The sequence below is a fragment of the Pseudomonas sp. FJ2-5-13 genome, from assembly GCF_029201605.1.
Taxonomy (GTDB): Bacteria; Pseudomonadota; Gammaproteobacteria; order Pseudomonadales; family Pseudomonadaceae; genus Aquipseudomonas; species Aquipseudomonas lactis.
This window is the reverse complement of record NZ_CP104045.1, coordinates 4,028,941-4,048,605: the sequence shown is the minus strand read 5'-3', so window position 1 is coordinate 4,048,605 and position 19,665 is coordinate 4,028,941. Positions and strand designations below refer to the sequence as shown.

Annotated in this window: 17 protein-coding genes and 2 pseudogenes; 12 read left to right on the top strand and 7 right to left on the bottom strand. The window is 56.3% G+C overall.

What is annotated here, in order from left to right; genetic code table 11:
- Window positions 1-5: 5 nt before the first annotated feature.
- Together N2A98_RS17870 and N2A98_RS17865 are read left to right on the top strand one after the other, a co-directional pair.
- Entirely contained in the window at window positions 6-1,733 is a 1,728-nt protein-coding gene (locus tag N2A98_RS17870; RefSeq protein ID WP_275622445.1) for a hypothetical protein, read from the top strand.
- On the top strand, window positions 1,726-2,187 hold the full coding sequence (locus N2A98_RS17865; RefSeq protein ID WP_275622444.1) for a toxin-activating lysine-acyltransferase: 462 nt from the start codon (window positions 1,726-1,728) through the stop codon (window positions 2,185-2,187). The genes N2A98_RS17870 and N2A98_RS17865 overlap by 8 nt, the downstream gene beginning before the upstream one ends.
- A 1,427-nt stretch (window positions 2,188-3,614) precedes the next feature.
- On the opposite strand, the gene N2A98_RS17860 is transcribed toward N2A98_RS17865, so the two are convergent.
- Window positions 3,615-5,477: a DUF3857 and transglutaminase domain-containing protein gene (locus N2A98_RS17860; RefSeq protein ID WP_275622443.1), complete on the bottom strand. Its 1,863-nt coding sequence runs from the start codon at window positions 5,475-5,477 to the stop codon at window positions 3,615-3,617.
- 346 nt (window positions 5,478-5,823) lie between these two features.
- Between N2A98_RS17860 and N2A98_RS17855 the strand changes: the two genes are divergently transcribed.
- Window positions 5,824-5,970, top strand: a complete 147-nt coding sequence (locus N2A98_RS17855) for a hypothetical protein (protein WP_275622442.1) — start codon at window positions 5,824-5,826, stop codon at window positions 5,968-5,970.
- Window positions 5,971-5,993: 23 nt separating this feature from the next.
- Here the strand turns inward: N2A98_RS17855 and N2A98_RS17850 are convergent, their stop codons facing one another.
- A complete protein-coding gene (locus tag N2A98_RS17850) occupies window positions 5,994-6,434 on the bottom strand; it encodes a hotdog fold domain-containing protein (protein WP_275622441.1) in 441 nt (146 codons plus the stop codon).
- A 133-nt stretch (window positions 6,435-6,567) separates the two neighbouring features.
- Here N2A98_RS17850 and N2A98_RS17845 point away from each other — a divergent pair, with 133 nt between their 5' ends.
- The 5 genes from N2A98_RS17845 to N2A98_RS17825 all read left to right on the top strand — a co-directional run bounded on the left by N2A98_RS17845 (window position 6,568) and on the right by N2A98_RS17825 (window position 12,191).
- On the top strand, window positions 6,568-7,185 hold the full coding sequence (locus tag N2A98_RS17845) for a TetR/AcrR family transcriptional regulator (RefSeq protein WP_275622440.1): 618 nt from the start codon (window positions 6,568-6,570) through the stop codon (window positions 7,183-7,185).
- A gap of 1,638 nt (window positions 7,186-8,823) precedes the next feature.
- Window positions 8,824-10,035 carry a YeeE/YedE family protein gene (locus tag N2A98_RS17840; protein ID WP_275622439.1) on the top strand — a complete coding sequence of 404 codons (1,212 nt, stop codon included), beginning with the start codon at window positions 8,824-8,826 and terminating at the stop codon, window positions 10,033-10,035.
- The gene (locus N2A98_RS17835; RefSeq protein WP_275622438.1) at window positions 10,025-10,558 is read left to right on the top strand and encodes a GNAT family N-acetyltransferase; all 534 of its coding nucleotides are present in this window, start codon (window positions 10,025-10,027) and stop codon (window positions 10,556-10,558) included. The genes N2A98_RS17840 and N2A98_RS17835 overlap by 11 nt, the downstream gene beginning before the upstream one ends.
- Before the next feature lie 90 nt (window positions 10,559-10,648).
- Window positions 10,649-11,191, top strand: a complete 543-nt coding sequence (locus tag N2A98_RS17830; protein WP_275622437.1) for an isochorismatase family protein — start codon at window positions 10,649-10,651, stop codon at window positions 11,189-11,191.
- A gap of 4 nt (window positions 11,192-11,195) precedes the next feature.
- On the top strand, window positions 11,196-12,191 hold the full coding sequence (locus N2A98_RS17825) for a helix-turn-helix domain-containing protein (protein WP_275622436.1): 996 nt from the start codon (window positions 11,196-11,198) through the stop codon (window positions 12,189-12,191).
- Here N2A98_RS17825 and N2A98_RS17820 read toward each other — a convergent pair.
- Both N2A98_RS17820 and N2A98_RS17815 read right to left on the bottom strand, forming a co-directional pair.
- Window positions 12,163-12,333, bottom strand: coding sequence for a DUF2986 domain-containing protein (locus tag N2A98_RS17820; RefSeq protein WP_069558568.1), 171 nt, complete (start codon window positions 12,331-12,333; stop codon window positions 12,163-12,165). The two genes, N2A98_RS17825 and N2A98_RS17820, sit on opposite strands and share 29 nt — an antisense overlap.
- 135 nt (window positions 12,334-12,468) lie before the next feature.
- Window positions 12,469-12,657: pseudogene (locus tag N2A98_RS17815) on the bottom strand (alpha/beta hydrolase); the annotation flags it as partial.
- A gap of 93 nt (window positions 12,658-12,750) precedes the next feature.
- Here N2A98_RS17815 and N2A98_RS17810 point away from each other — a divergent pair.
- Window positions 12,751-13,206: a MerR family transcriptional regulator gene (locus N2A98_RS17810; RefSeq protein ID WP_044274578.1), complete on the top strand. Its 456-nt coding sequence runs from the start codon at window positions 12,751-12,753 to the stop codon at window positions 13,204-13,206.
- Between the two features lie 61 nt (window positions 13,207-13,267).
- Here the strand turns inward: N2A98_RS17810 and N2A98_RS17805 are convergent, their stop codons facing one another.
- The gene (locus N2A98_RS17805) at window positions 13,268-13,573 is read right to left on the bottom strand and encodes a DUF6124 family protein (RefSeq protein WP_044274408.1); all 306 of its coding nucleotides are present in this window, start codon (window positions 13,571-13,573) and stop codon (window positions 13,268-13,270) included.
- A 691-nt stretch (window positions 13,574-14,264) separates the two neighbouring features.
- Here N2A98_RS17805 and N2A98_RS17800 point away from each other — a divergent pair.
- The 3 genes and pseudogenes from N2A98_RS17800 to N2A98_RS17790 form a co-directional block, all read left to right on the top strand.
- Window positions 14,265-14,648, top strand: a complete 384-nt coding sequence (locus tag N2A98_RS17800; RefSeq protein ID WP_275622435.1) for an addiction module antidote protein — start codon at window positions 14,265-14,267, stop codon at window positions 14,646-14,648.
- A 209-nt stretch (window positions 14,649-14,857) separates the two neighbouring features.
- A complete protein-coding gene (locus N2A98_RS17795) occupies window positions 14,858-15,493 on the top strand; it encodes a lytic polysaccharide monooxygenase auxiliary activity family 9 protein (RefSeq protein ID WP_275622434.1) in 636 nt (211 codons plus the stop codon).
- 40 nt (window positions 15,494-15,533) lie between these two features.
- A pseudogene (locus tag N2A98_RS17790) lies at window positions 15,534-16,535 on the top strand (chitinase); the annotation flags it as partial.
- Window positions 16,536-16,731: 196 nt separating this feature from the next.
- Here the strand turns inward: N2A98_RS17790 and gudD are convergent.
- A complete protein-coding gene (gene gudD / locus N2A98_RS17785) occupies window positions 16,732-18,057 on the bottom strand; it encodes a glucarate dehydratase (protein WP_275622433.1) in 1,326 nt (441 codons plus the stop codon).
- A gap of 19 nt (window positions 18,058-18,076) precedes the next feature.
- The gene (locus tag N2A98_RS17780) at window positions 18,077-19,426 is read right to left on the bottom strand and encodes an MFS transporter (protein WP_275622432.1); all 1,350 of its coding nucleotides are present in this window, start codon (window positions 19,424-19,426) and stop codon (window positions 18,077-18,079) included.
- Window positions 19,427-19,665: the final 239 nt, after the last annotated feature.

The following is a 19,665-nucleotide window of genomic DNA, read 5'->3' as shown; positions in this document are numbered from 1 at the left end:
ATAACATGTCTAAATTAACACTGAGCGATTTGCCGGAAGTGTTTGTCCCCTTTGAAACCGTAAAGGCCAATAGAGGAAAGGTTATCTATTACAACAAAGACCTTGGGGTTACCTTGAGTGCTTCGGAGTTAATGTCGAGATATAATTATATAACCATTGATACGGCTCTCGAGTCGGACAATTTTCTGGATAGAAAGGTTTTTTTTGCAGAACGATATGGCGGTGATGGGATCTCCACCAATGGTGGCGGAGGACGCTGTGGTTTCGATGGGGTATTTCAATTAAAAGGCTTGGGGCCTAATCAACTGGTCGGAGACAGGCCTCGGGATACGTATGGAAACTCACATGCAAATGGCCTTTTATCATTGGATGTGGCTATTTATGAGGCCATTTGGGCTGAGGTCATAAACATTGCGCTTCCCTACGGAGCAGTGAGGACTGTTGCCGTTATAGATCTGGAATATGATTTTGAAGAGCCAGACAAGAAACATGCTCGGGGCCTGTTGGTACGTTTGCCCGCAGTAAGACCCGCTCATTTTATTCGTGCAGTTTACTTTAAAGAGATGAAAATTGGTTCGCTTAGTGAGGACGCTAAGCGTGTAAAAAAGGCAGTAAAAAAGCTTGTTGATTTTCTTCCGAAAAACAATCATGAAGTCGAGTTTCAGGATTTAAATGTACGGATTACTTTAGGAATGGTTGAATTGGTAACGCGTTATGCCAAACAGTTTGCAGCGGCGAGAGCAAAACGAATATTTCATCAGAGTATTAGTGCGTCAAATATAACTTTAGAGGGGGGGTGGATGGACTTGGCGGGCGCGTCAGTATTTTCAGATAAGATCTGGTGGGAAGGATTCGATGTCAAACAATATTTGACGGAGTATGAGCCGGCAATTGGTAGTGTTCGCGATATGTGTTTTTATTTGTGCAAGTATCAAGTGATGAAAGTTGAGGAGTCAAATGAATTAGCGGAGTTGGCGATTACAGTTTTCAATCTTGAGTATAATAAAAGCTTGTCGCTATATAACGCGGCTCAGGCAGGGTTTCCTTTGGAAATACTAGGCGCTTTATCTGATGATATGTGTTTTTTAAGGTATTCTGATTTTATATATAAGGTTCTTAGGGATGATCGGCACACTGTAGCGCCAATTACAGCGAGGGGGGGGTGGACAGGTTACGAGCACTGGATTGCTAAGCTTTATAAGCAGCTTCTTCGGCAAAAAATCCATCAAACAAAAGAGAGCTTTTGTTGGTTTTCCAAGGACCAGGAATTCTTGAGGGGACTAATATATGCGTATGACGCACTATTTGATCTGGTTCTACGTAATTTTGAAGGTGTAGGAGGAACTTATAGCGGACTTTGTAAACTTGTGAGTATTAATGTTACTCGGCTGAATAGATGCGGTTCAGTACTGTTTAGTTTGCAGAGCGAAATCCCCAAAGCGCGTAAAGCGGCAGAGCTTGAGGATGGGAAGTTTGGAGTTGATAAGCTGTTTCAAGAGGCGATTGACTCTGCATGTTTAGCGTATAAGCATTATGCGGGCGTTCGTACTTTGTTCTGGAAGAGCGGGGCAGCAATGATTTTTTATGATGCATCGAATGATTGCTTTGTTACTAGTGTTGCCGGGCGAGAGGTTGTAATGACAGGTACATTTTCAGAAATTAGCGCGGCAGTAAGTTTGGTGAGATCCGCGGCTCCCTTTTACGATGACGTGATTGAGGTTTTTTATGAGTAAAAAATATAAAATATTCACCGAGTGCAAAAAAAGCAGCATCGACGAACAGGCAAAGACATTAGGTTTTGCGTTTTGGATTGCGATGCAATGTCCAGAATATTGCTTGTTCAGGTTGATCGATCTCAGGGCGTGGCTGATGCCAGCCATTCAGCACAAGCAAATAATGCTTTTCTTTGATGCCTTTGATAATCCAATTGGTTATGTGACTTGGGCGAACCTAGCTGCCGACGCTGAAGATCGTCTATTGAACGATCCGAATTTTTTACTTCACGAATGTGAGTGGGATGAGGGAAATAGAACGTGGATAATAGATTGTTGCTTTCCATTTGGGGGCGCGGTATTTGCTATGCCAGAGCTTAGAGGTAAATTTATATCGCAGAGTATAAGTAGCGTTCATTGGGCTCGGAGGGCGGGCGACTACTCGGTTCGAAAAGTCGTCAGTTGTACTGTCTAGCTTGCTGTTGTGCGCGCGCTTGATTTACACATTGAAAATTTTTGTTTTTTCTCAGAGGAATAACTCGGCTCATCAATAACATATTAAGGTGGTGGTAATTTTTTTCAAAGACTCCCTGGCGGTAGAATAAATAAAAAATACTATTGTAAGCAATTTAGTGACTAGCGGCGGCGAGTGTTTTACGATTAACGTATGCTGTAAGTTTTTCAGTTTGGGTGAAAGTATTAAAGGGCAGCAGGAATTGTCAAGGGCGGTTGATGCGTCGAAATAAGTCCGATACGGACCGCTTATGGTGAAAGAAATGTGCTATCAGGTAAGCAATTAAAATATTGACCAACGCCACCGCACCGCTTCTAAGAACAGCCTCGATAAGCAGCATTTTTTGATTGAAATGCAAAAATATCGTATTCGCTATAAGGATTAGTGCGCCCACAGTGATAATTACTAGATACTTTCGCGCAACTAATGCAGGTAGTATTACAGATACGCATAGAAGTCCCCAAAAACCATTCAATACCCCAAACGCGTCAAAAGTCATAAATATAATTCCTCAATACATGGGCGCTCTGTTACTTTTAATAGCAGAACACCCAAGCTTCTGGGTGTCCATTTCTAATGGTTCGCTGGGGCCTAGGAAATTGGGATCGTGAGATACTCCACATTTACTGATGTGAAACACGATACCTCAAGAATTTGAGATGTTTCGAGTGAAAAGCCCAGTTGCGCTGGCCGTTGCTACGGAATATGCATAGTATACCCCTTTACCCACCCCTGTTGCGACCGAAGCGACAGCACTGTACCCCGCAGATACTCCTCCCATAGCGGCCGCTCCGGCGATTTGTCCTGGACTTCCGCCGCTCAGATATGCACTCGTACCGCCTCCAATAGCACCGCCTATAACAACGACTGCTGGATGTACCCCTCCAGCAACTTCTTGAATTTCATCGTCCGTAAGCTTTCTCATTAGGTCATCATCCTATACCAGTTTTCACCCTAAACAACAGCGATCAGGAAGTGCTTCGCAGCTGTATCACGTAATAGAGTAACGCTCCGCAGCGTATTCTAGTACCCTACATGTGTAGGGTGATTAAGAGGTGCCTTTGCATACTGCTGTATAAGAATAAGACCAATGGGTGCGTGATTCTATTGCTGGATATTTTATATTTTTTTGAAAGTTTACGTCGATATTTGCTTGTTGAGTTGTCTGGGGTTGGTCTGACTTTCGGCTAACGAAGGGATTTCAAATTCAAGTGAGTAGCGTAAAAAATCGTAGAAAGGCCCGTGCGCTCATATGAGTTGACAGACGTTTAAAATTTTTTTGAAGTTATTGCGGCAGCGGTAACGATTTTTTATACCCGCGTCTCAGCATCGCAACCCACGACTCCCGCGCGCCAGTGAGTCACTGACACGCAAGAGCGGCGAGGACTTTACAACGTCTGCACAATGACCTGGCTTTTCAAATCGTTGACCATGCCTTCAATCGCCGGCTGCATGGCCGCAAAATCCTCCGGCGTGCAGAGAATCTCTGGCTTGCTAAACACATATTGGCGCGTGATCAGCACCGTATTGGCCTTCTTCACATAGGTCGAGCGGTAGTCGAAGCCCGCCTGTTTCACCGACACCGCCTTGGGCACCGCGAGGATCTTCACCTTGGCGGGGAACTCCAGGCGCGCTACTTCTGATATCTCACTCGAAAGGCAGGAGAAGTTCTGAGTGCGTTCCTTTTCGGCCATCAAGGAAAACACGCTCTGGCCAATACCGCCGGCCAGGCTGGAGAGGGTCGGCACCCCGGTCGGGCCTGGCAGGTTCACCAGGTTGCTGGTGTGGCCATTGATCGCGAACTTGAAGGTATTGGCAGTACTGTCCAAAGCGTCAGTTTCGATCACGCCGCTACCGGATTGCCCAAACATGCTCAGGACCTGTTGCACCAACTGATTACGGTCGGCTGGCTGCATGGCCTTGAGCATGAAGCGGTTAAGCTCCGCGCCCCAACCGTCGATGGTGGAGTCATTGGTAAAGTCTGCAGCGCCTTTGGTGTTGACCCTGAACACCATGGTTGTGTTCACTTTGCCAGGCTGGCGGGACGGTGTCTGCTTACGCTCACCGGTCTGTGTCAGCAATACCGGTTTGCCGAGTTCGGGCAGAGGCAGGTAGCCAGCGGCGATGGGTGTCGCGGTGGAGTCCAGGTACAGATCGAGGCTGGGTACATAAGTGATTACATGGTTGAGCACGCCCAGGGTCGGCACCTGGGGCAGTACGTAGGCGTTGCCGGCGTTGATCAGTGCAGGCGAGCTTTCAATGGCGACGGCTTTGAGCAGCGCTTCAAGCAGGGCTACATGGTCTTTGCAGTCGCCATAACGGTTATCCAGCACCGCCTGCGCTGAATGCGGCACCACGCCACCGGCACCGACGTACACGGCCACATAGCGGATGTTCTTGCGTACCCAGTCACTCAGCACCAAGGCCTTGCTGCGTGGGTTGTCGAGGTTGGCGGTGAGTTCCTTGGCCAGTTGGGTCATGGCCGGGGTCACTTCTACCTGTGCGCGTGCGGCGTAGGCCTGGGCAAACTGTTTGTAGTCGGTGAACGTCGATACGGCCAGCAGTTGCCCGTAGTCGGTGTAGGCAACGGAGCCATCTTCCACGCGATTTTTCTTGGTTTGCTCCAAGTCCCAGCGGTACACCGTTCGCCCGTTGGCGTTGGCTGGCGCGGACGCTTTGAAACCCCGTGAGTCGGCGTACAGCTTCATTTCGGTGGGCATGTCGTAGCTCAGGCGCACCTGCTCATTCTGGTAAAAGTCCGGCGAGAAAAGGTCTTCGAACTGCCCCGCAAACAACGGTGTATTGCGATGGCGCTGGTACCGCAGAACCATGCGATCGCCCACTTGCAGCTCCGGGAAGATCACCACTTTGACCCGCGAGTCCTGAAACATCGGCGCCTGGGCTGACTCCAGTTCCTGCTGCTCCTTGATCCGGTCTGGTGTTACCACGACTTTGCGGCCATCGGATTTGAGAGTGTAGGCCTCGACAATATCCAGAGTTTCCAGGGTGCGATTGTAGGTCACAGAGCGCTGGGCGTTGGAGGTGATCGCGCGCTCTTCATTGATCCGCATAACCCGTTCGACATCCAGCACAAAGCTACCGTCGGGGTTCACGACGTAGGACTGGATGTTTTTTTCGTGGGTCAGGGAGAGGTCGGTGTAATCGGCACGGGCTGGCGTCGTCAACAGCACGCAGACCATGACTGCCAGCACACCGAACAGGCGTAACGCAGAGAACGGGAGGCTTTGCATAGAGATCCTTCTGAACTAGGGGCGCGCCGTTTCACCGGGGCGTATGTTCCTGAATAAGTCGATGGATAGGACTCGCGAGCGCTTCGCCTACTCAATTGGCTGACGTTCAGGGGTTATGAAGATTTTTTAGGTTTCTCTCGTACGCTATGTGTGCCGAGACTTCCCATTGAGTAAGACGTTTTCGAAGGATTTTATTTAGCGCTGGTTAATCAGAAAGTTAAAAGCCTTGATCCATGTCTCTTGGGTGAAGAGGTGTTTTTTTGACGGCTGATGATCTTTTCCCGTCCTCTTATTTGATATGCCGATAAGGCGTTCGCCCTTGATACCTTCGCCCTGGAAAGGACCGATGCAGCTCGCCGTTGGCGGTATTGCCGATGCGCAATTGATGCCGCATATCGCCAGCGATACCACCACGGCAATCCGCACCGCTTCGCAGTGCATCGTCGACCGCATCCAGGCGTCCAGTCACGCATTGCAGATGCCGCGTAGCTGATACTGCCTGGGCCGGCCGAATGCCTAAGCGAGTTTCACATTCATGGTGATGTGGGCGGTGAAGACCTTGACGCCACCCGCATCAAAGATCTCCACCGGCACGATCTTGTCTCCGGCGGTTTGCCAATCGATAGCGCTGCCATCGGCAACAGCGCGGATATCGGTTTTCGCCTTGGCCAGGTATTCCACGGTCATGCCCTTGGGAATCCAGCGCGCCCCGGCGGGAATGGAGGCGTCGGTCATCATGCCGCCTGCAAGTTCGGCAGCGTTGCACAGTGCGATGGCATGCACCGATGCGAGGTGATTGGTGATTTCCTTGCGAAACGGCACGGTGACCACCGCATGGTTGGGCTTGAGTTCGGCGATCTGGGGCGTGATGGTGCTGAAGTAGGGCGCCATCTGGCACGCCAGGTTGCTGAATGCGGCGGGGCCTACGCTATTGAACATGCTCAGGGCTTGGCTCATCGAAGTATCCTCAAGGGTCAGTTGCAGAATAATATTCTGTAACGGAACGATATTCTGTAAATTCGATGCCTGTCAACCCGAGCTTTCTCTGCCGGGCGCTCAGCCTATAAACTGTTTTGATTTGGCCTCCTCCATGCATTCCACCGATCTCATCGAGCGCACCTTCCCCGGCAGGCGCAGCGACCTCAAGCGCATCATCCTGCGCGAAGCACTGGCGTGTTTTAACGAGGTGGGCATTGAGGCGACCTCTATCGAAACTATTCGCGCGCGTTGCGATACCAGCGTAGGCGCTATCTATCACCACTTCGGCAATAAAGAGGGGCTGGTCGCTGCGCTGTTCTTTGCTGCGCTGGAGGACCAGGCCAGCCTGCGTGACCGCTATCTGCAAGCGGCGGATACGGCCCACGCAGGCGTCGTCGGGCTGGTGCACAGCTACGTTGAATGGGTGACCGCACAGCCGGACTGGGCGCGGTTCGTGTTTCAAAGCCGCTTTGCCGTCTCCAGCGGCCCGTTCAAGGAAGAGCTGCTTGCACGCAACAAACAGCGCAACCAGCAGTTGAAGGAGTGGATGAGCGGGGAAGGGCGCAAGGAGCATTTCAGCCACTTGCCGGCAGAACTGATTCCCTCGTTGATTATCGGCGCTGCGGAAAGTTACTCGCGTGCGTGGTTGTCGGCGAAGGTCAAAAAGAGTCCATTTGAATACCGCGAACTGCTGGCTGAAGCGGCTTGGAAGTCGATCAGCCTGGGTTAGTCAGGCCTGCTCATTTCCTGTGGGAGCTGTCGAGCTTTAGCGAGGTTGCGAAAGCGGTGTATCAGGCGATGAAGAGGTTGATTGTGCCGCCGCCTTCGCAGCCTCGCTGGGGCTCGACAGCTCCCACATTTTGAGCGGTGTTGTTGTCGGGAGTTGTGTTTGGCGCGATGGCCCTGCAAAGCGACATTCCACATACACCGCCGATCCCCTGTGGGAGCTGTCGAGCTTTAGCGAGGCTGCGAAAGCGTTGGTTCAGGCGCTGAAGAGGTTGATTGTGCCGCCGCCATCGCAGCCTCGCTGGGGCTCGACAGCTCCCACATTTTGAGCGGTGTTGTTGTCGGGAGTTGTGTTTGGCGCGATGGCCCTGCAAAGCGACATTCCACATACACCGCCGATCCCCTGTGGGAGCTGTCGAGCTTTAGCGAGGCTGCGATAGCGGTGTATCAGGCGATGAAGATGTTGATTGTGCCGCCGCCAGCGGTGTTGTTGTCGGGAGTTGTGTTTGGCGCGCTGGTCCTGCAAACCGATATTCCACATACACCGCCGATCCCCTGTGGGAGCTGTCGAGCTTTAGCGAGGCTGCGAAAGCGGTGGGCCAGGCGATGAAAGTGTTGCCTGTGCCGCCGCCATCGCAGCCTCGCTGGGGCTCGACAGCTCCCACATTTTGAGCGGTGTTGTTGTCGGGTGCTGTGTTGGGCGCGGTGGCGCTGCAAAGCGACATTCCACATACACCGCCAATCCCCTGTGGGAGCTGTCGAGCTTTAGCGAGGCTGCGAAAGCGGTGGGTCAGGCGATGAAGATGTTGATTGTGCCGCCGCCATCGCAGCCTCGCTGGGGCTCGACAGCTCCCACATTTTGAGCGGTGTTGTTGTAGGGAGTTGTGTTTGGCGCGCTGGCCCTGCAAACCGATATTCCACATACACCGCCGATCCCCTGTGGGAGCTGTCGAGCTTTAGCGAGGCTGCGATAGCGGTGTATCAGGCGCTGAAGAAGTTGATTGTGCCGCCGCCTTCGCAGCCTCGCTGGGGCTCGACAGCTCCCACATTTTGAGCGGTGTTGTTGTCGGGTGCTGTGTTGGGCGCGGTGGCGCTGCAAAGCGATATTCCATATACACCGCCGATCCCCTGTGGGAGCTGTCGAGCTTTAGCGAGGCTGCGAAAGCGGTGGTTCAGGCGCTGAAGAGGTTGATTGTGCCGCCGCCATCGCAGCCTCGCTGGGGCTCGACAGCTCCCACATTTTGAGCGGTGTTGTTGTCGGGAGTTGTGTTTGGCGCGATGGCCCTGCAAAGCGATATTCCACATACACCGCCGATCCCCTGTGGGAGCTGTCGAGCTTTAGCGAGGCTGCGAAAGCGGTGGTTCAGGCGCTGAAGAGGTTGATTGTGCCGCCGCCATCGCAGCCTCGCTGGGGCTCGACAGCTCCCACATTTTGAGCTGTGTTGTTGTCGGGAGCTGTGTTGGGCGCGGTGGCGCTGCAAAGCGTTATTCCACATACACCGCCGATCCCCTGTGGGAGCTGTCGAGCTTCAGCGAGGCTGCGAAAGCGGTGGGTCAAACAATGAGCCTTTGGGCAATGCCCCCACCTGATCAAATTCCGTCTGAGGCTATACTTGCCTCCTTCCAGCCAATCGAGATCCCCATGAGCACCTCTCTTTCCCTGTCGCCCGTGCGCAAGCCCGTCGCGCCACTGATCGCTTTTGTCATCCTGGTGGCGGGCGCTCTGTTCCTGCAAAACACTGTGGGCGCGCGCCAGGTGTTGTTGCTGGTGGTCGGTGCCGCACTTGGCCTGACCCTGTATCACGCGGCCTTCGGTTTTACTTCGGCCTGGCGCGTGTTTATCAATGATCGGCGTGGCGCCGGCTTGCGTGCGCAGATGGTGATGCTGGCGGTGGCGGTGGTGCTGTTTTTCCCGGCGCTGGGCGCGGGCACTTTGTTTGGCCAGTCGGTGACCGGGCTGGTGGCGCCGGCGGGTGTGTCGGTGGTGTTCGGGGCGTTTATTTTTGGGATCGGTATGCAGCTGGGCGGCGGGTGTGCGTCGGGCACCTTGTTCACCGTCGGCGGCGGTAATGCGCGGATGTTGGTGACACTGCTGTTCTTTATCTGTGGCTCGTTGATCGCCACCCATCACGTCGACTGGTGGTTTGCACTGCCATCGTTCCCGGCGGTTTCCATCGTCAAAATTTTCGGTGTGCTGCCGGCTTTGGTCCTGAGCCTGACGGTGTTCTTGCTGATTGCGCTGGTTACCGTGCGCCTGGAAAAACGCCGTCATGGCCAGCTTGAACAAGGCGTACAAAGCGAGCACCCAGGGCTGCGCCGCTTCCTGCGCGGGCCATGGCCGTTGGTATGGGGCGCGATCGGCCTGGCGCTGCTCAACTACGCCACCCTGGCCCTGGCCGGGCGGCCGTGGGGCATTACTTCGGCGTTCGCATTGTGGGGCGCCAAGGTGGCGAGCGGGCTGGGCGTGGACGTCGCCAGTTGGGCATTCTGGCAGATGCCGGGCAATGCCAAGGCCCTGGCTGCACCGGTGTGGGAAGACATCACCAGCGTCATGGACATCGGCATTGTCCTCGGCGCACTGCTGGCCGCAGGCCTGGCCGGGCGTTTCGCCCCCAGCCTGAACATCCCGCTGCGCTCGTTGATCGCGGCGGTGATCGGTGGCCTGATGCTCGGCTACGGTTCGCGTCTGGCCTATGGCTGCAACATCGGCGCGTACTTCAGTGGCATCGCCTCGGGCAGCCTGCATGGCTGGGTGTGGCTGGTGGCGGCCTTTATCGGCAACGGCGTGGGCGTGCGCTTGCGGCCGTTTTTCTTTGCGGGTGAGCGGCCCAAGGTGGCCTTGAGTGGCTGCTGAGCCGTGCACTCACATTCGCCTGGCGCGAGCGCAAGATGCCGGGTTATTACCCGCCATCGAGCATTGCGCTGCCCAGGCATTCCGGGCCATTGAAGGCCTGGGTTGGCTGGCGGATGCTGCGTCGATCAGTGTCGAGCGTCATCGGCAGTGGATCGCGCTATCGACCTGCTGGGTGGTGGTCGACACCCACGGCCAGATCCAAGGCTTCCTCAGTGCAGAACGCTTTGGCGATGACCTGCATATCCATGAAGTCTCGGTTGCCCAGCCATTGCAAGGCCAGGGCTGGGGACGCAGGCTGGTGGAAACGGCGATCCACCACGCACGCGCCCAGCAACTGCGTGCGGTGACCTTGAGCACCTTCAAGCATGTGCCCTGGAATGCGCCGTTCTATCGGCGCCTGGGCTTTGAACCCCATGCCCATCAGCGCCTGGAAAATACCCTGGCGGATGAATACGCCCAAGGTTTCGCCCCCGGCAGCCGCTGTGCCATGGCGTACAAAGTGGTATGTCCGAATCCGTCCTGAAGTAGTCCGCCTCTTGCCTGTCGTCCTCCGTGCGTTGTCCTTACCATGGCTCTATCGTCTCCCCATAGATACAAGCCAAAAGGACAACCCGTGAGTCATAAAGCCCTGATCGTGATCGACGCCCAACATTCCTTCCGCCATTCAACCTACTGGTCCGAAAATGACCTGCCCGATTATCTGGAAAAACAGCAGGCCCTCATCGATGGCTGTGTTCAGCAAGGCATCCCGGTGGTACAAGTCTTCCATGTTGAAGACCAAGGGCATTTCTCCATGCAATCGGGCAACGTCAGGGCCTTGAGCGAGCTGTCGATCAATCCACAGTTAGTGATCCATAAGCGCTACCACAGCGCCTTCGCCGGTACGCCTCTGGCTGCTCGCCTCACGGAGATGGGCGTCACCACGCTGATCATCAGCGGCATCCGCACCGAGCAATGCTGCGAGACCACCACGCGGCAAGCGTCGGACAGCGGCTTTAAGGTGGACTTTGTCAGTGAAGCCACACTGACATTCCCCATGACCCACCTGCGTAGCGGCCGGGAGTACACCGCGGCGCAAATCCGCGAACGCACGGAGCTGGTGCTGGAAGAGCGTTTTGCGCGCATCGTCACGGTCGACCAGGCCCTCGAAGGATGAACCCGTGAGCGTACCGGTGCTGTTTGTGTTGTTGCCTAATGTGCTGATGCTCGACTTGGCGGGGCCTGCTGAAGTGTTGCGCCTGGCCGCGCAAGCCGAGGACCCGGCGGCGGTGGATTTCGATCTGCAGTACGTCAGCCCGGTGGAGTCGCTGTACAGCTCCATCGGCTTGCCACTGACCGGGCTGGCGCCACTGCCGCCGACCCTGGCCCCCGGTACGCTGGTGGTGCTGGTGGGCTCCACGATGAACGTGTCGAAAGCCCAGCAAAAGGCCTTCGAATCGGCCAGCCATCAGCTCACCCAGTGGTTGCAAAACGTCTTCGCCCCCTCGGCCGAGCGTCTGGTGTGCGTGTGCGCCGGCGCATTGAGTGCCGCCAGGGCCGGGCTGCTCGATGGGCGCCAATGCACCACGCACCATTCGCTGTGCGCCACTTTGCAGGCCCTCGCACCCACCGCCCGGGTTTTGGAAAACCGCCTGTACGTGACCGATGGCCCGGTCAGTTGCAGCGCCGGTATCACGGCGGGTATCGACCTGATGCTGCACCTGGTTGCCGAACTGGCCGGGCCACGCTTGGCGTGCGCGGTGGCGCGAGACATGGTGGTGTACCTGCGCCGCAGCGGCAGCGACCCGCAGCTATCGCCTTGGGTGAGCGGGCGCAATCACCTGCACCCGGCGGTCCATCGCGTGCAAGACGCCATAGCCGCCGCCCCCTGCGAAGCCTGGACACTCACCCGCATGGCAAGCCTGGCCTGCACCAGCAGCCGACACCTGGCGCGCCTGTTCCAGGAGCATGTCGGCATCAGCCCGTTGGATTACCTGCACCGCCTGCGCCTGGCCGTGGCCCGTGAACTGCTGGCCGAGTCGGCCCTGGACATTGAAACCATCGCCGAGCGCGCAGGCTTTGGCTCGGCGCGGCATCTGCGGCGTATCTGGAGCAAATATGACGCGGCCACCCCTTCAGCCATGCGCCTTACTCAGCAGGCGTCTCGACAGCCGTGACCGGCTCTTGACCGGCCTCGGTGGCCAGCTTCAAACGGTCCGCCTTGCTGATGTATTTGTCTTTGCTTTTAGGCGCCAGCTTGGCGCTGGCCTTTTTCGCTTTGGCTTTGAAGAGCTGCTGAAGTTTTTTCTGGCGGTTCATGTTCCGTTGCCTGAAGGGGAAAGGCGCGAATGATACTACCGGTTCAGCGCGCCAGGAACTCACTGATCAGCGTGATCACCTGCTGCTGGATCACGGGCCGTGGCCGCGCGCCTTCGCCGTCCTGGCAAATTCGCCGTGGCGAGCGATGTAATGAACCACTTCACCGCCGCCGGTGGAATGACCGACATGCACCGCAGTTTGTACGCCCAGGTGCTCGACCACGGCCGCGACGTCGTCGGCACAGTGGTCCATATCGTGCCCGTCCCAGACCTGGCTGGAGCGCCCGTGGCCACGCCGGTCGTGGGCAACGACCCGCTAACCTTCCCAGGAAGAACAGCATTCGAATCGCCGCCTTGGCCGCCCAATGACTTTAGGTTTAAAGTCAACTTTAAGGTCGATGGTTTTTGTGGGGGGTACATGAGAATAGGCGAGTTGGCAAAAATCAGCGGGTTGGCGGCCTCACGCATTCGCTTCTACGAGGCGAGCGGTCTGATCCAATCGGTTGCGCGTAAATCCAACGGCTATCGAGACTATGCGCCCGGCACCGAGGCCGTGTTGGAGATCATCAGGGGCGCCCAGGCGGCCGGTTTCTCTCTGGAAGAAATCCGGCAGTTAATGCCCAGAAGTGCCGGTGGTTGGCAGCATGACGAACTGCTCATCGGGCTCAAGCACAAGGTCGAGGAAATCGAGGTCCTGCAACAACGGCTGGCCCAGAACAAGGCTCAGTTGCTGAACGTCATCAAGGGCATCGAAGGTAGGCCCGAGGGCATGGCCTGTGAGGAGAATGCGCAACTGCTGATTAATCGCCTGCGCGAGGGGGCGGCGCCGGCATCTTCCAAGAGAAAGAGCGCCCGCCAGGCTTCGAGGGCCTGACCGGCGCAAAGGCGCAGCCGAGTCGTCGTGAAGTCGATCATGACGACTGATGGCTGCAAGGCTAGCTAACCGTTGAAGCACTTTCCCTCGCCATCAATTTGTCCACCAACAAAACACCCAATTCACTCAACTGATGAATCGCCAACGCGACATCGCGCTGTTTACCCGTCAGTTCATCCGACAGATCAAGCAGCAATGCGGTGACCGAGGAAAAGGTTTCGTAGCTGTTGGCGATGAGCATTTCGCTGCTGGCATCGTCGGCAACGCTGAACAGCGCTGAGGGAGGTGGTTCGGCGGGGGTGTTAAGGGATGCGTGATCAAGCTTCAGGTTTGGATCGTTTGGAGGGTTGGGCGTGACTTTATACATGTGTGTTGTACCTGTTTTAGGGCCAACACCTCATCGCTACTAAACGAAAGGGTGGCGGCTGTACGCAGGTTAGTAGACCGGGGAAACACACAAAGCCGGCGCGCCCGAGGGCGCCCTGCGCACAGCCACCATCAAGCACAGACAAGAACATCTGATTGATGAGGCTCATGCACTTTATGTTGTCACTCGGGCTACTAAACCCGATCACTGAGTTGTCAGCGACCGAGCCACCTTAGAGACGCCCATCCAAGCGCACAAGCCGGCGGATTCTGACGCAACTGTAGGCAACGGAGCAAGATGGTGCAGCTTGCTGTAGGACGGGGCCACATCAACGCCGGCCCACCCACTCACTCACTGTAGGAGCGAGCTTGCTCGCGAAAAACCATAGGCGCCGCGTTCATTCTGGATGAACACATTATCTTTACGTTCTTCGCGAGCAAGCTCGCTCCTACAGTCGCGACGCAACGTTTCGGTCTTGAGGACACAAGCGCTAATAGTATTGCTCGGCTGCCTGCGCAGCGGCGGGGCTAGGATTTTTTCTTGCGGTGCACACCGACATTAAAAGTTCACTGGCATCTACAAGTAGTAGCCAGTAGGCTACATTTGAGTCTGTGACCAATACGATCAGCAGGACGCCCGAGGAATCAAGCGGGCAAAAAAGAGATTCTTGATGCCCTGAGAGGTCAATGACATGAGTCAGTCAACATTCAAACCAGAGGACATGCCGGTCCTCGAGCTGGATACATCCGGCACCAGTGCCTATGAGGCTTCGCGCTTCCTTGATAGCCCGCAAACCATCAGTGCTTATCTTGCGCAAAGCATGGCGTGCCATGACCCGCAAGTCCTTATGAAGGCGCTGGCCGAGGTTGCCAAGGCCCTGGGTGTAAACAAGGTTGCCGAAGTGGCGGGGGTGAATCGGGAGAGCCTGTATAAAACCCTGAAAGGCGGCTCAAAGACGCGTTATGAGACGGTCCAGAAGCTGATGCTGGCATTGGGGGTGGAACTGACGGTACGACCGATTACCGCGACCACCCCTAAAAAAACGGCTGCCATCGGTACAGAGAAGCTGTATTGAAATGCGCATGGTCTTGTAGGAAAACGACCTCTGGTAGCGTAAGGGTTTCCATATAGTACTGGCTATATATCCAGTATTTGCAGGTCTACGCGCTCATGAACCGAAAATGAGTGAAAAATGGGCCTGTGGCAAAAAAAAGCAACTCCGTTAGGTTGAGGTCCTCTCCTTCAAGAAAGGAGAGTTCTTAATCAAGTGAATGGAGTCACAAAATGAACAAACCACAAACCCAGACACCTCTTCGCCATGGTCGTGTCACATCCCCTTCCAGCCGTGGCGCAGTCGCCGTGGATCTCGGCCTGCTGGAGACCTGGCAGGTCAATGAAATGGAAGGCGGCAAGAACTTCCCGGCACTGACGGCCGGTCCGTTTCCGGCGCCTTATCAAACCGACAGTGACAGCGTCACCCCGCCCGCCGACGGCTTTATCCTCAGCGGTGGCAAGACCGATGCCCGTGACTGCGTCAACTTCACCCACGAGGAAATGGCCAAGAAACTCGGCCGCGCCTTCACCTGGCCGTTGCTCAATGTCGAGCCGGGTCAGACCTTCAAGGTCACCTGGGCATACACCGCGCCGCACACCACCCGTGGCTATCGCTGGCTGATCACCAAGGATGGTTGGGACCCGAAACAGCGCATCACCCGCGCACAGCTGGAAGCCCAGCCGTTCGCTGAAGACTTCTATGCCCAGGTGCCGTACTACAGCCATGCCGGCGAACTGAAGGCCAAGGTCAATCATGAAGTGAAGCTGCCGGCCAACAAGAAGGGCCAGCATGTGATCGTATTGATGTGGATCGTCGCCAACACCGGCAACGCCTTCTATCAAGCCTTCGACGTGGACTTCAAATAAGCCCGCGCCGTTAAACCCACACGTTCTGAAGGATTAGAACATGTCAAAGATTGACTTTACCTCACTGCAATCGCCGCTCAACGATGCCGCTTCGCCGATGCCGAGCATTGCCGGCAAAAAGATCCTCATGGGCTTCTGGCACAACTGGCCTGCCGGGCCGAGCGATGGCTACCAGCGTGGCCAGTTCGCCACTATGAGCCTGGCGGATGTCCCAAAGCATTACAACGTGGTGGCCGTGGCCTTCATGAAGGGCAACGGTATCCCAACCTTCAAGCCGTACAACCTGTCCGACGCCGAGTTTCGTCGCCAGGTGGGCGTGCTGAACAGCCAGGGCAGGGCGGTGCTGATTTCCCTTGGCGGCGCCGATGCACACATCGAACTGCATAAAGGCAACGAACAGCCACTGGCCAACGAGATTATCCGCCTGGTGGAAACCTATGGCTTTGATGGCCTGGATATCGATCTTGAACAGAGCGCGATTGATTTCGCCGACAACAAGATTGTCCTCCCCGCCGCGTTGAAACTGGTCAAGGACCACTACGCAGGTCAAGGCAAACACTTCATCATCAGCATGGCGCCGGAGTTTCCGTATCTGACCACTGCCGGCAAATACGTCGGTTACATCCAGGCGCTGGAAGGTTATTACGACTTCATTGCCCCGCAGTATTACAACCAGGGGGGCGACGGCATCTGGGTGCAGGAGGTCAACCAGGGCAACGGCGCCTGGATTGCTCAGAACAACGACGCTATGAAAGAGGACTTCCTGTTTTACCTGACCGAAAGCCTGGTGAGCGGAACGCGCGGGTTTACCAAAATCCCGGCAGACAAGTTCGTCATTGGCCTGCCCGCGAACGTCGACGCGGCTGCCACTGGTTATGTGATCGACCCAACAGCCGTGACCAATACCTTCAAGCGTTTGCACGACAAAGGATTGTCGATCAAGGGCCTCATGACCTGGTCGGTGAATTGGGACAACGGGATCAGCAAAGACCGCGTGCCCTACAACTGGGAATTCAGCCGCCGTTATGGGCCGATGATCAATGGCACTGATCTCTCTGGCCTGGAGCAGGACGAGGCGGATCTGGAGGTCGCTAATCGGCGGTAGCGCAAAGAGGCCTCTGGCAGACGTGCCGGATGTCAAACCGCTAAGCTTCTGATCTGACTAAAATCCGATGCCTGTTTGGGCATCGGATTTTTTGCGTCACGCTCAAATGGCGCTGAGCATTCCTAAAGCCGATTTACCGCACCAAGCAAGGCCGCTTGTTATCAAAGCCCCAACCCGGGATCAGAAACTGCATCGCCACACTGTCATCCCGCGCTCCAAGGCCCATGCCTTTGTACAGTTCATGAGCCTTGGCCACCGCGTCTATATCGATATCCACACCCAGGCCAGGCTTGGCCGGCACCTTTACGTAACCCCCTTCAATCTTCAACGGTTCGCGCGTCAAGCGCTGGCCGTCCTGCCAGATCCAGTGGGTGTCGATGGCGGTGATCTCGCCCGGTGCGGCCGCCGCCACCTGGGTGAACATTGCCAGGGAAATATCAAAGTGGTTGTTGGAATGCGAGCCCCAGGTCAGGCCCCACTCGTTGCACATCTGCGCGACGCGCACCGAGCCCTGCATGGTCCAGAAGTGCGGGTCGGCGAGGGGAATGTCCACCGATTGCAGCTGGATGGCGTGGCCCATTTCACGCCAGTCGGTGGCGATCATGTTGGTGGCGGTTTTAAGGCCCGTGGCGCGGCGGAATTCGGCCATGACTTCGCGGCCCGAGTAGCCGTTTTCCGCGCCGCACGGGTCTTCGGCGTAGGCCAGCACATGATGCTGGTCGCGGCACAGGCGGATGGCTTCTTTCAACGACCATGCGCCGTTGGGGTCAAGTGTGATGCGCGCATCGGGAAAACGCTCGGCCAGCGCGGTGACGGCTTCGATTTCTGCGTCGCCACTTAACACGCCGCCCTTGAGCTTGAAATCGTTGAAACCGTATTTGGCCTTGGCCGCTTCGGCCAGGCGCACTACCGCGTCGGCGGTCAGGGCTGTTTCATGGCGCAGGCGGAACCAGTCATCATCGACATCGGCCTCGTTGCGGTAGGCCAGGTCGGTGGCGTTGCGATCCCCCACATAGAACAGGTAGCCGAGCATCTTCACCGCGTCGCGTTGCTGGCCTTCGCCAAGCAAGGCGGCCACAGGCACTTCGAGAAACTGGCCCAGCAGGTCGAGCAGCGCGGCTTCCATGGCGGTGACGGCGTGAATGGTGATGCGCAGGTCGAAGGTTTGCAGGCCGCGACCCGCGCTGTCTCGGGACGCAAAGGTGCTGCGCATCTGGTTGAGGACGCGCTGGTACTGGCCAATCGGCTGGCCGATCACCAGGCTGCGGGTATCCTCCAGGGTTTGGCGAATGCGCTCGCCGCCGGGTACTTCGCCCACGCCAGTGTTGCCGCTGCTGTCCTTGAGGATGACGATATTGCGCGTGAAGTAGGGCCCGTGGGCGCCGCTGAGGTTCAGCAACATGCTGTCGTGGCCGGCGACGGGGACGACTTGGAAGTGAGTGACTACAGGGGTATTCATGGCGCGTTCCTGGCTGAGTTCAAAGAGGTTTGCTGATGGCGGCGCCGCTGGGCACGGCCGGTACGGCAGAGGGTGAGGTCTTGGCAAAGAACACCAGGATGGCCGCGAGCACCGAGGTGCAGGCCAGGCCATACAGCCCGCCCTGGATCGAGCCGGTGGTTTGTTCGAGAAAGCCGAAGGTAGTCGGCGCAACAAAACCGCCCAGGTTGCCGATGGAGTTGATCAGCGCGATTACGGCGGCGGCGATGCGCACATCCAGGTAGCCCTGGGGGATCGGCCAGAACAGCGACGACGCGGATTTAAAGCCGATGGCCGCAAAGCAAATCGCAACGAAGGCGAAGATCGGCCCGCCCGTGGTGGACATTAACATCCCCACCGCGGCGATCAACAGCGCTGCGGCGACCCAGGCTTGCTGGAACTTGAACTTGCCCGACAGCGACGCAAAGGCGTACATGGCAATGATCGAGATCAGCCAGGGGATCGAGTTGAAGAAACCGACCTGCACATCACTCAATTCACCCATCTTCTTGATGATACTGGGCAGCCAGAAGGTGGCGGCATAGATCGTCAATTGGATGCAGAAGTACAGAGCGCAGAACAGCAGGATCTGGCGGTCCTTGAGCAGCTTGCCGATAGTGGGTTTTACCGTGGTCAGGGCTTCGCGATCACGCTGTTCCTGATCGATAGCGCCCACCAGCGCATCCTGTTCTTCGCGGCTCAGCCACTTGGCGTCATGGGGCTTGGAGTCCAGCCAGAACCACACGAAGAAGCCCAGCGCCACCGAGGCCAGGCCCTCGATGCCGAACATCCATTGCCAGCCATGCAAACCAAAGCCTTCGATCTGCAACAACGCGCCCGACAACGGCCCGGAGATCAATGACGCCACCGCCGAGCCACTGAGGAAGATCGCGATGGCTTTTCCACGCTCCACGCCGGGCAACCAGCGGGTGAAGTAATAGATCACGCCGGGGAAGAACCCTGCCTCTGCCACACCTAGCAGGAAGCGCAGGATGTAGAAGTGGGTTTCGTTCTGAATGAATGCCATCAGCGTGGCAACGATGCCCCAGGTGAACATGATGCGGGTCAGCCAGATACGGGCGCCGACTTTTTGCAGCAGCATGTTGGACGGCACTTCGAACAGGGCATAGCCAATGAAGAACAGCCCGGCGCCGAAGCCGTAGGCCGCTGCGCCGATGCCCAGGTCATGCTCCATGTGCGTGCGCACGAAGCCGATATTGACCCGGTCGATGTAGTTGAGGATGAACATGACCACGAACAGTGGGAGCACATGGCCCTTCACTTTGCTCACGGCGCGGGTGAGTGCTGAATCACTTTCGGGTGCGGCTGACGCTGGGCTTGAATACTTCACGAATGAAAACTCCCCCTGATTATTTTTATGCGGGTTTGGTGTTTTGTTACCAGACATCATACAAGTTGTTTTTTGAAAGCCGCAATCCTGTGAGGGGTGATTTTGTTCTTATAAGCCCGTATTGAGAGTGGCTATTTTGGTTATTTGCCAGATTTTATTGGGCTTTGTCCCGCTGGTGACGGCTCGGGGTGTGTGCTTCTCTCAAAGCGAAGACATGGTCGGGTGAGGTGTAATGAGTG